Source organism: Paraburkholderia sp. BGA-UO-ETr-F12 (genome assembly GCF_059567945.1).
In genome coordinates, this window is record NZ_JCAQOZ010000056.1 from 432197 (window position 1) to 443346 (window position 11150).

The window sequence follows — 11150 nt, forward strand, 5'->3', positions numbered from 1 at the left end:
GTAACGGTGTCGCTCCGGCGAAGGGTGAAAGGGTCTCGAAGAGTCCTCTACTCTAGCACGCAGTGGCATGAATTTTGACGTTCAACGCGGCCCGGACATCGGCTTGCGCGAGAACGTCGTCGAGGGTCTTTTCGAGGCGTTCGAACATCAGATCGAACTCTGCCTCGGTGTACGACAGCGCCGGCGCAAAACCGAGAATGTTGTCGCCGAACGCGCGGAAAATCAGGCGGTTTTCATACGCCGCGGCGGCGATCCGTTCCGACAGTTTCAGCGACGGATCGAAACCGGCTTTGCTGTCCTTGTCCGACACCAGTTCGAGCGCGCCGAGCAGGCCGCGGTGGCGCGAGTCGCCCACCAGCGGATGCGCGAGCAGCGCGTCGAGGCCGCGTGCGAAGCGCGGGCCACGGGCGACGCCGTTCGCGAGCAGGCCGCCTTCGTGATAGAGGCGCAGTACTTCGAGGCCGATCGCGGCGCTGACCGGATGCGCCGAGTACGTATGGCCGTGGCCGACCACCGCTTCGGCGTCGCCGTCCGCGATGCCTTGATAGATTTCGTCAGACATCAGCACGGCACCCATCGGCGCATAACCGGCGGTCAGGCCTTTCGCCACGGTCATCAGATCCGGCTCGACGTTTTCACCCTGGCAGGCGAATAGCGGACCCGTACGGCCGAAGCCGGTAATGACCTCGTCGGCGACGAACAGAATGCCAAGCTTACGGCAACTGTCGCGCATCGCTTTCAACCAGCCGACCGGCGGCACGATTACGCCGCCCGAGCCCTGGATCGGTTCGCAGAAGAACGCCGCGACGTTGTCCGCGCCGAGTTCGGCCACTTTCGCTTCGAGCGCGGCCACCGAAGCGGCGATCAGCGCGGCGTCGTCGGCGAAATCGTTACGGTAGGCATACGGTGACGGCAGATGATGCTGGTTCGGCAGCGGCAGATCGAAATTGCGGTGAAACGCGGGCAACGCGGTGAGCCCCGCGCCCATCGTCGATGAACCGTGGTAGCCGCGTTGCAGCGCAATGATGTGTTTCTTCGCCGGGCGACCGGTTGCGTTGAAGTAGTGTGTGATGAAACGGATCGCCGAATCGACCGCATCGGAGCCGCCCAGCGTGAAATACACATGTTGGAGCGACGCGGGCGAGACCTCTACCAGCTTTTGCGCCAGTTCGATTGCCGGAGCCGAGCCGAAATGGAAATAGCTGGTCGCGTAGGGCAGTTTCTTCATCTGCTCTGTGGCGGCATCCACGATGCTTTGCTGGCCGTAGCCCACGTTCACGCACCACAGACCGGAGAAGGCGTCGAGCAGTTCGTTGCCGGCCGCGTCGCGCAGGAACGCGCCGCGGGCGGACTCGAGGACGGTGACGCCGCGGGCTTCGTGTGCGCGGTAGCTGATAACCGGGTGAATCAGATGTTTGCGGTCGGCTTCGATGAGCGAATGATTCGGCATGATGGTTCTCGTCGCGGGAAGGGGCTGTTGACCGTTCCATACTACTGACCCACGACGATTGCCTGCTCACCTAAACAATTGTCCGAAAAGCGCGTGCGACGCGTTTTGATACCGGGTCTCGGCATTTTCTGCTGCGGACGCTGAAAAGCCGCGCCGCGCGGGCGTTTCGTTCAGCGCCGCGGCGGCGCGGTCAATATCCGTGGGTCCGGTCGATCTGGCCGAGCATCGGCAGGCCTTCGCGGTGGCGGCGCAGATTCGCGAGCACCACGTCGACGGCGCTTTCCGGCCGTGTCGCGCTGGCGATATGGGGTGTGATGCGGACCCGTGGATGCGTCCATAACGGATGCCCGGCGGGCAGCGGCTCGGGATCCGTAACGTCCAGAATCGCGCTGTTTAGTTGGCCGCTATCCAGCGCAGTCAGCAGATCCGTCTGGTTCAAATGCGGACCGCGTCCGGTTTGAATCAGCGACGCACCGCGCGGCAGCTTCGCAAACAGTTGGGCATCGAGCAGGCCGCGCGTTGCCGGCGTGAGCGGCAACAGGCAGATCAGGATGTCGGTGCGGGCGAGAAACGGGTCCAGCGTGCCTTCGCCGGCATAACATTCGACGCCTTCGATCTCGCGCGGCGAGCGGCTCCAACCCGCGCAGGCGAAACCGAATAGCTGTAGTTTCTCCAGCACTGCCGTGCCCAGCACGCCGAGCCCGAGCACGCCAATGCGACGTTCACTGGCCGGCTTGAGCGGCAGTTCGCGCCAGACCTGCTGTTGTTGCTGAAGACCGTAGTCGAGCAGATCGCGATGAATCGTCAGCACAGCTTGCGTGACGTATTCGACCATGCCTTCGATGATGCCCGGCTCGATCATTCGCACCACCGGGATATGCGCCGGCACGCCCGACAGGTCGAACTGATCGATGCCCGCGCCGACCGAAAAAACGATTTCCAGGTTCGGGAAAGTGCGAGTCGGATCGTGCGGCGGCTGCCAGGCGGCGAGGTACCGGATTGCCGCCGGGTCGCCGTGATCGGGCCAGATATGAAACGGCAGATCGGGCGCTTTCTGCGCGAAGAGTCTGGCCCAGTGCGCGCCCCGCGCCGGGTCCGCTTTATAAAGGAAGGCCATGATGAATCAGCAGATCGCCTGATTGATAATGCCGTATTGCAGGTAAGGGCTGATTTTGGCCGCTCCCGTAAGATCGGCCGGCGTGGCGTGCCGAACCATCTTGACGACCGTATCCACGCGCGGAATTCCCAACTGCGTGAGCCATTCGGTCAGCCCGCTCTCGCCTGGCGTGTCGATGCGTACGAACACGCCTTCGTTGAGCGCCAGCCAGTGGCTGATCAACGCCTTGGCGCGGCTCGAATCCTCCGACGCGGGCGCGACCACCGGCCCGATCGCAAAGCCTCTCCCGAAGCGGCGAAAGAGCGCGAAGCCCACCAGTTCGCCGTCGCGATCGAGGGCGATGCCGTCGGCGGCGTTCAGCAGTGCGGGCAAGACGTCGCCGCGGTCGAGGCCGCTTGCCTGCGACGCCAGTTCGACCAGCCGCGCCGTGTCGCTCGAGCCGAGCGGACGTAAGCGCTCACCGGGCGGCAGGGAAACCAGCGGCGGCTGGAATGCCGCGCCTTGATGCTGGTCGAGCGTGCCGACCGCGCGAAAGCCGAGCTTCTCGTACAAAGGCTGACCCGCCGGTGTCGCGTGCAAAAACGTGATGCGGCCGCCGAGTTCCTCGAGCACCAACTCCATCAGTTTTCTGCCGATGCCGCGCCCTTGCTGTTCGGGGGACACGATCACCATGCCGAGCGAGGCCCGGTCGGCGCCGTATTTCCAGCACAAGGCCGTGCCGATCACGCCGTTCGCGTCTTCCGCGACGAAACCCACGCCCAGTTGCGCGACGAAACGCCAGTCGTCCGCGCGATGCGGCCATTTGAGCTCGACCGTCAGCGCGTGCGCGGCCGCAATGTCGTCCTGGGTGAAAGGTCGATAGGTAATCGAACTGGTATTCGAATCGGACACGCCGTACTCCCTGAATGGCTGAAGGCTTACGCCGCCACTTTGTCATCCGGCGCGTGGCGTGACTAGGACGATCTTTTTATCCGGGCCATGCATCAGGGCCGCAGCGCGAATCGATGCAAAACACTCAGTCTGGGCACGCATTACAAGCGTGTTCTGCTGCGCGGGGATTTTTGTCGGCGACATATGCCGCGCCCACGGCTCTACGATTTTGTCATGGCGGCGGCGTTGTTCGGACACACCCTGGACGCACCGCCCGGGACTAACAGCCAGTAGCCAGTCACACAGGAAACCTTTCTCATGGACAGCTTCAATCCGGACGACGTCGCGGTTCGCAGCGGACATTTCATCGGCGGCGAGTATGTGGAAGGCGGCGAGCCTCGCATCGAGGTGCTGCGCCCCTCGGACGGCATGGCCTACGCTTCGCTGCCGCTCGCCGACGCCGAAATGGTGGATCGCGCGGTGCAGAACGCGTGGCAGGCGTTCAGAACCAGCGCCTGGGCGCGCATGGCGCCGCGCGAGCGGGCGAAGATCCTGCGCCGTTTCGCCGACCTGGTCGAAGCCGATGCGTCGTATCTGGGCCGTCTGGAGGCACTCGGCTCGACCCGCCCGATTGCTCAGGCGATTGGCTGGGACGTGCCGTTCACTGCGGAAGGCATTCGCTTCTACGCTGAATTCGCCGACAAGCTGGGCGGCGACGTGGCGGCAACGGACCATGACCATCTCGGCATGACGATCGCCGAGCCATACGGCGTGATCGGCGCGATTGCGCCATGGAACTTCCCGCTGGTGATGGCTTCGTGGAAGATCGCGCCGGCTCTCGCCGCGGGCAACGCGGTCGTGCTGAAGCCCTCGGAGATGACGCCGTTCTCGGTGTTGCGCCTGGCCGAACTGGCGGTGCAGGCGGGGGTGCCGGCGGGCATCTTCAACGTGGTGCAAGGCGACGGCCGCGTCACCGGCGACGAACTGGTGCGTCATCCGAAGATCAGCAAGGTCACCTTTACCGGCTCCACGCGCACCGGCGCCGCGATCATGGCGGCCTGCGCGCAAAGCGGCACCAAGCCGGTCACGCTCGAACTCGGCGGCAAGAGTCCGCAGATCGTTTTCGCCGACGCCCCGCGCCTGGACGATGTGGCGCGCCGGATCGCCGGCTCGATCACCGGCAATGCCGGCCAGGTGTGCGTGGCCGGCTCGCGGCTGCTGGTCGAGCGCAGCCTCGCGGAACCGCTGGCCGAGCGCATCGGCAAGGTCTTCGCCGAGTTGAGACCCGGCGCGACGTGGGCCGCCGGCACCACCTTGTCGCCGATCATCTCCGCGCCACAGGCGGCGCGTATCGAAGGGATCGTCGGGCGCACGCTGGAGGCAGGCGCGACGCTGCGTTACGGCGGCGTGCGGAGCGACGCTGGGGCGGGCGCCTTCTACGCGCCGACGTTGCTTGCGGACGTCACCGCCCATTCCGAAGCGGTGCGCGAAGAAGTCTTCGGCCCCGTGCTGACGTTGCAGACCTTCGACACCGAAGAAGAAGCGCTCGCGCTCGCCCAGCATCCCGACTACGGGCTTGCCGCCGGCGTGCATACCGCCGACCTCGGCCGGGCGCTGCGCTTCGTGCGTGGCCTCGAGGCGGGGACGGTCTGGGTCAACCGCTACGGCCGTACCTCCGACTTCATGATTCCCACCGGCGGCTACAAGCGCTCCGGGATCGGCAAGGACCTCGGCCGTCAGGCCTACGAGGCAAACCTGCGCTTCAAGAGCGTGCTGATCGACCTGCGGCCTTAAATCTCGCAACACCAATACGGGCGGGGCTTCCAGCCTGCCCACCGCAGACTGTGCTGCGCGACGGCCTCAAAACGCATGGTTTGTGTCACCAGCCGCACTCGAATCAGGAACATCTGTGTTTTTGCACTGATTAAATCTTTAACAGGAATTAGCTTCTCTTTCGCCACTGAACTCGCTCCCGGGTTCACCACCACGACAGGACTGCACCATGATCGAATTCGAACCGAAATACATCACCTTCGACTGCTACGGCACGCTCACGAAATTCCGCATGGCCGACATGACTCGCGAAATGTTCGGCCACCTGCTGAACGCCGACGACCTGGAAAAGCTCGTGGCGTTCTACGCGGGCTATCGCCGCGACGAAGTGCTGGGTGCCTGGAAGCCGTATCGCGACGTGGTGGTCAACGCGCTGCGCCGCGCCTGCAAGCGCATGAACGTCGCGTTCGATGAACAGGAAGCCGAGAAGATCTATCTCGCCGTGCCGACCTGGGGCCCACACCCGGACGTTCCGGAAGGTCTCTCGCGTCTGGCGAAGAAGTACAAGCTGGTGATTCTCTCGAACGCGTCGAACAACCAGATCCAGAGCAACGTGGACAAACTCGGCGCGCCGTTCCACGCGGTCTTCACGGCCGAGCAGGCGCAGTCGTACAAGCCGCGCATGCAGGGCTTCGAATACATGTTCGACCAGTTGAACTGCAATCCGGAAGACGTGCTGCACGTGTCGTCCAGCCTGCGCTACGACCTGATGACCGCGCACGACCTGGGCATCAGGCACAAGGCCTTCGTCAATCGTGGGCATGAGCCGTCCACGCCGTACTACCAGTACTACGAAGTCAGCGGCATTCCGCAACTGGCAGCGGAACTCGGCCTGTAACGGTAAGCGTTGTCTGCGCATTCATCGCCTCGCTCATTGCCCATCTCAAGGACAGACCGGATGAAGCTCGATTCTTATTGGCTCGACACCGCGCCGCCGTTCGTCTCGGCGTGTGAAGGTCCGGTCGAGGGCCAGGCCGATGTCGTCGTGATCGGTGGCGGCTTCACCGGGCTGTCGGCGGCGCAGGCGTTGGGCAAACGAGGTGCCTCGGTGACGGTGCTCGACGCGGGGCGCATAGGCGGCGGCGCGTCGGGGCGCAACGGCGGTCAGGTCAATACCGGTGTCGCGCAGGACTTCGTCGCGCTGGTCGCGCAACTGGGTGTGGAGCGGGCCAGTGCCTGCTACCGCGCGTTCTCGGATGCAGTCGATACGGTCGAGCGGCTGATTCGCGAGGAACACATCGACTGCAATTACAGCGCGACGGGCAAGCTGAAGCTGGCGTCGAAACCGCATCACCTCGCGCATCTGGAGAAGACCGCGGAGTTGATCCGTCGCGAAGTCGATACGGATATCGAACTAATTGGACGTGAGCGGATTCGCAGCGAAATCCAGTCGGACAGTTTTTACGGCGGCTTGCTGCAGCGCCACGGCGGCCAGATGCATATGGGCAAGTTCACCGTCGGACTGGCCGACGCCGCGGTTCGTCGCGGCGCGAAGCTCTATGAAAACGCGGCGGTCACCGCGATTGCGAAGGATGGCAGCGGTTTCAAGGTCACCTCGGCGCGCGGCGAAGTGCGCGCGAGGCAGGTGCTGATTGCCACCGGCCCGTCGCGGCACGGTCCGTTCGGCTGGTATCGGCGGCGGCTCGCGCCGGTGGGGTCGTTCATCGTCGTGACCGAGCCGCTGCCGCCGGAACTGCTGGCGCGGGTATTTCCTAACCGCCGCGCGTACACCACCACGCGCCTGATGCACAACTACTTCCGCGTGACGCCGGATTCGCGTCTGCTGTTCGGCGGCCGGGCGCGCTTTACGGCATCCGAGCGGCCGTCGGACGCGAAGAGCGGCAGGATTCTGCAGCAGGGGCTGGCCGCGATGTTCCCGATGCTGGCGAAAGCACGCATCGACTACTGCTGGGGCGGTCTCGTGGATATGACCGCCGACCGTCTGCCGCATGCCGGCCAGCACGACGGCATCTATTTTTCGCTGGGCTACAGCGGGCACGGCACGCAGATGTCGACGCATATGGGGCAGGTAATGGCCGACGTGATGGACGGCCACGAAGAGCGCAATCCCTGGCGCGAGCCGGATTGGCCCGCGATTCCGGGCCATACCGGCAAACCCTGGTTCCTGCCGCTGGTGGGGACGTACTACCGCATCAAAGATATTTTCTATTGATTGTTCCTTGTTGTACCTGCCACTAAAAAACCACGCAGCTATCCCTGTCACCCTCGCGGAGAAGTTCGATGAATAAGGAAACCTCGCAACATGACGCTCTTCGACTCGGCACCGAGTTGGAGCGCTTGACGTCAAAAGGCGCGTCACGACGCCAGGTGCTGCGCGCGATGACGGCGGCCGGCATGATGTCGGTGACGGGCGCCGGCCTGTTGAGCGCGAGCGGTGCGGCCTTCGCGCAGGCGAAGCCGAAGCAGGGCGGCAAGATCCGCGTGGCGACGCAATCCGCTTCGGCCGCCGACACGCTCGACCCGGCCAAGGGCGCGCTCGGCACGGACTACGTGCGCGGCTTCATGTTCTACAACTGCCTGACCGAACTCGATTCGCATCTCGGCGCGAAGATGGCGCTGGCCACCTCGCTCGATACGAAGGACGCGACGGTGTGGGTCGTCAAGTTGCGCACGGGCGTGCAGTTCCACGACGGCAAGCCGTTCGGGCCGGCGGACGTCGTGTATTCGATCATGCGCCACAAGGACCCGGCGACGGCATCGAAGGCGAAAACGCTGGCCGATCAGATCAAGGAAGTGAAGGCGACCGGCCCGAATGAAGTAACGATCACGCTCGAAGGCCCGAACGCCGACTTGCCGGTGATTCTCGCCACCTCGCATTTCCAGATCATCAAGGACGGCACCAAAGATTTCAAAACGGCGATCGGCACCGGTCCGTTCAAGGTCAAGGAATTCTCGCCGGGCGTGCGCACGGTCGGCGTGAAGAACGCGAATTACTGGAAGCCGGGCCTGCCGCATCTCGACGAAGTCGAACTGATCGGCATTGGCGACGAATCGGCCCGCGTCAACGCGCTGCTCTCCGGCGACGTGCAACTGATCAACTCGGTGAGCCCGCGCTCGACCACGCAGATCAAGAGTGCCGGCGGTTTCGGCGTGCTGGAGACGAAGACGGGCGAGTACACCGACCTGATCGTGCGCGACGAAGGCGGCATCACCGGCAACGACGATTTTCGGCGAGGCATGATGTATCTGCAGGATCGCGAGCAGATGCGCCGGGCGATCTTCCAGGGTTACGGCACGATCGGCAACGATCAGCCGATCGATCCGACCAACAAGTACTACCTGGCCGGGTTGCCGCAGCGAACGTTCGATCCGGACAAGGCGAAGTTCCATTTCCAGAAGGCCAAAGTCGGCAGCGCGCCGATGCAGATTTTTGCGTCGCCGGCGGCGGAGGGGTCGGTTGAAATGGCGATGTTCCTGCAGCAGGTGGCGCCGCAAGCCGGTCTGAATCTGCAGGTGTCGCGCGTGCCGGCCGACGGCTATTGGTCCAATCATTGGATGAAGCATCCGCTGGGTTTCGGCAACGTCAACGCGCGTCCCAGCGCCGATGTGATTTTCACGCAATTCTTCAAGTCGGACGCGCCGTGGAACGAAGCGAACTGGAAGAGCCCGAAGTTCGACCAGATGCTGCTTGCGGCGCGGGGCGAACCGGACGACGCGAAGCGCAAGAAGATCTACGGTGACATGCAGGTGCTGGTGCATGAAACGGGCGGCGTCGGCATTCCGATGTTCCAGAGTTCGATCGATGCCTATACGTCGAAGCTCAAGGGGCTCGGCTCGATTCCGCTGGCCGGCCTGATGGGTTTCATGTTCGCGGAAAACGTCTGGCTGGACGCCTGAAGCGGGTCTGTCCGGTGCGCCTTAACAGGCCGCACCAGGCAACACAGGCAATACGTACGCCGCTCTCCCGCGGCGTGCGGCTTCAACCTCGGATAGGAGGCGACTTTCGATGAAAGCACACGCGCAACGACTCATTGCCGCGCGCCTTGGCCTCGCACTGCTTACGCTGCTGCTGGTTTCGGCGGTCGTGTTCGCCATTACCGGGCTGCTTCCCGGCGATGCCGCGCAGCAGGCGCTCGGCCAGGCGGCGACTCCGGAAGCCGTCGCGGCCTTGCGGCATCAGTTCGGTCTCGATCAGCCGGCGCTGCAACGCTATTTCGAGTGGCTCATTCATGTGGTCAGCGGCAACTTCGGCACTTCGCTGTCGAACAATCTGCCGGTCAGCGAGCTGATCGCCACGCGCCTGCCGAATTCGCTGGTGCTGGCAGGTTTGACGGCGCTGGTCTCGGTGCCGCTCGCGCTCGTGATCGGTATTTCGTCGGCGATGTTTCGCGGTTCGCTGCTCGACCGCACGCTCAACGTGCTCACGCTCTCGACGGTGGCCGTGCCGGAATTTCTGATCGCCACGATCGCGGTATTGATCTTCGCCGTCAAGCTGCGCTGGCTGCCCGCGCTGTCGTATCTCTCGGAGGTGCATTCGTTTGGCGCGCTGCTGCGCATCTACGCGATGCCGGTGATGACCCTGTGCTGCGTGATCGTCGCGCAGATGTCACGGATGACGCGCGCCGCGGTGCTCGATCAGTTGAATTCGTCGTATGTGGAAATGGCGATTCTCAAGGGTGCGTCACCGGCGCGCGTGGTGCTGCGGCATGTGTTGCCCAACACCATTGGGCCGATTGCCAACGCGGTGGCGTTGAGCCTGTCTTACCTGTTCGGCGGCGTGGTGATCGTGGAGTCGATCTTCAACTATCCCGGCCTCGCGAGCCTGATGGTGGATGCCGTCACCAACCGCGACATGCCACTCGTGCAGGGCTGCGTGATGGTGTTCTGCGCGGCGTATCTCGCGTTGGTGCTGATCGCCGACCTGTGTCAAATCGTATCCAATCCGAGGCTGCGTCGATGATGAGCCAACCTACCAATCCCCACGTTCCTCATATTCCCCATGCGGGCACCGAGCTGTACGACATCGACGCCGGCGAGCCCGTGGTCGAGCCGCCGGTTGTCGAAGCGGCGGCGCTGAAGCAGGGTGTGTTCAAGCGGCTGGTGCATCGTTTCTCCGTGCTCGGCCTGATTGGCCTCGTGATGGTGGCGTTCTGGCTGATCGTCGCGTTTATCGGGCCGCTGGTCGCGCCGTATAAGGGCGGCGCGCTGACGTCGACGGAAATTTTCGGCAGCTACAGCGCCGCGTATCCGCTCGGTACCGACTATCTTGGCCGCGACATGCTGAGCCGGATTCTCTACGGCGCGCGCTATACGGTCGGCCTGGCACTGGCCGCGGCGATACTCGCCAGCGTGATCGGCACGTTCTTCGGTTTGCTTGCCGCGGTATCGGGGCGCTGGGTCGATGAAATCCTGAGCCGCCTGTTCGACGCGCTGATTTCGATTCCGAGCAAGGTGCTCGCGCTCGTCGTGATCGCCGCGTTCGGCTCGTCGATCACGATGCTGACGACCGTTGCCGCACTGGCCTACATACCCGGAGCATTCCGCATTTCGCGCTCGCTCGCGGTGAACCTGATGGGTCTCGAATACGTTCAGGTGGCAAGAGCACGCGGCGAGGGCATCTTCTATATCGCGCGGGTAGAAGTGCTGCCGAACATGATCTATCCCATGCTCACCGACTTCGGATTGCGCTTCGTGTTCATCGTGCTGCTGCTGAGCGGGCTGAGTTTTCTCGGCCTCGGCGTGCAGCCGCCGAATGCCGATTGGGGCTCGCTCGTGCGCGAGAACATCGGTGGTTTGTCCGAGGGCGCGCCTGCCGTGTTGATGCCGGCTGTCGCCATTGCGACGCTGACCATCGGCATGAATCTGCTGATCGACAACCTGCGGCGTCGCGGCCGTAGCCATGGAGGTGCGTGATGGCTG

The 11150-nt window shown here is 63.8% G+C and carries 9 protein-coding genes; 6 read left to right on the forward strand and 3 right to left on the reverse strand.

The annotated features are described in order from the left end of the window. Positions 1-52: 52 nt before the first annotated feature. From AC57B6_RS25975 to AC57B6_RS25985, 3 genes are all read right to left on the reverse strand, one after another. Positions 53-1450 carry an aspartate aminotransferase family protein gene (locus tag AC57B6_RS25975; RefSeq protein ID WP_028194001.1) on the reverse strand — a complete coding sequence of 466 codons (1398 nt, stop codon included), beginning with the start codon at positions 1448-1450 and terminating at the stop codon, positions 53-55. Between the two features lie 190 nt (positions 1451-1640). After that, positions 1641-2567, reverse strand: a complete 927-nt coding sequence (locus AC57B6_RS25980; protein WP_252889861.1) for a 2-hydroxyacid dehydrogenase — start codon at positions 2565-2567, stop codon at positions 1641-1643. Positions 2568-2573: 6 nt separating this feature from the next. Then, positions 2574-3458, reverse strand: coding sequence for a GNAT family N-acetyltransferase (locus AC57B6_RS25985; RefSeq protein ID WP_252889862.1), 885 nt, complete (start codon positions 3456-3458; stop codon positions 2574-2576). 297 nt (positions 3459-3755) lie between these two features. On the opposite strand from AC57B6_RS25985, the gene AC57B6_RS25990 reads away from it, so the two are divergent. From AC57B6_RS25990 to AC57B6_RS26015, 6 genes are all read left to right on the forward strand, one after another. Beyond that, positions 3756-5231, forward strand: coding sequence for an aldehyde dehydrogenase family protein (locus AC57B6_RS25990; RefSeq protein WP_178370343.1), 1476 nt, complete (start codon positions 3756-3758; stop codon positions 5229-5231). A gap of 208 nt (positions 5232-5439) precedes the next feature. After that, on the forward strand, positions 5440-6108 hold the full coding sequence (locus AC57B6_RS25995) for a haloacid dehalogenase type II (RefSeq protein WP_030099003.1): 669 nt from the start codon (positions 5440-5442) through the stop codon (positions 6106-6108). 60 nt (positions 6109-6168) lie between these two features. Further along, positions 6169-7443, forward strand: a complete 1275-nt coding sequence (locus tag AC57B6_RS26000; protein ID WP_046571461.1) for an NAD(P)/FAD-dependent oxidoreductase — start codon at positions 6169-6171, stop codon at positions 7441-7443. A 68-nt stretch (positions 7444-7511) separates the two neighbouring features. Then, positions 7512-9128, forward strand: a complete 1617-nt coding sequence (locus AC57B6_RS26005) for an ABC transporter substrate-binding protein (RefSeq protein WP_030099001.1) — start codon at positions 7512-7514, stop codon at positions 9126-9128. 109 nt (positions 9129-9237) lie between these two features. Then, a complete protein-coding gene (locus AC57B6_RS26010) occupies positions 9238-10191 on the forward strand; it encodes an ABC transporter permease (protein WP_028193994.1) in 954 nt (317 codons plus the stop codon). Then, positions 10188-11144 carry an ABC transporter permease gene (locus tag AC57B6_RS26015; protein WP_106352988.1) on the forward strand — a complete coding sequence of 319 codons (957 nt, stop codon included), beginning with the start codon at positions 10188-10190 and terminating at the stop codon, positions 11142-11144. The genes AC57B6_RS26010 and AC57B6_RS26015 overlap by 4 nt, the downstream gene beginning before the upstream one ends. The last annotated feature ends 6 nt before the right edge of the window (positions 11145-11150 follow it).

What these genes read in the sequence shown, in the direction of transcription:
- AC57B6_RS25990 (WP_178370343.1), top strand. Translation starts at nt 3,756, where the DNA reads ATGGACAGCTTCAATCCGGACGACGTCGCGGTTCGCAGCGGACATTTC.
- AC57B6_RS26005 (WP_030099001.1), top strand. Translation starts at nt 7,512, where the DNA reads ATGAATAAGGAAACCTCGCAACATGACGCTCTTCGACTCGGCACCGAG.
- AC57B6_RS25980 (WP_252889861.1), bottom strand. Translation starts at nt 2,567, where the DNA reads ATGGCCTTCCTTTATAAAGCGGACCCGGCGCGGGGCGCGCACTGGGCC.
- AC57B6_RS26000 (WP_046571461.1), top strand. Translation starts at nt 6,169, where the DNA reads ATGAAGCTCGATTCTTATTGGCTCGACACCGCGCCGCCGTTCGTCTCG.
- AC57B6_RS26015 (WP_106352988.1), top strand. Translation starts at nt 10,188, where the DNA reads ATGATGAGCCAACCTACCAATCCCCACGTTCCTCATATTCCCCATGCG.
- AC57B6_RS25975 (WP_028194001.1), bottom strand. Translation starts at nt 1,450, where the DNA reads ATGCCGAATCATTCGCTCATCGAAGCCGACCGCAAACATCTGATTCAC.
- AC57B6_RS26010 (WP_028193994.1), top strand. Translation starts at nt 9,238, where the DNA reads ATGAAAGCACACGCGCAACGACTCATTGCCGCGCGCCTTGGCCTCGCA.
- AC57B6_RS25995 (WP_030099003.1), top strand. Translation starts at nt 5,440, where the DNA reads ATGATCGAATTCGAACCGAAATACATCACCTTCGACTGCTACGGCACG.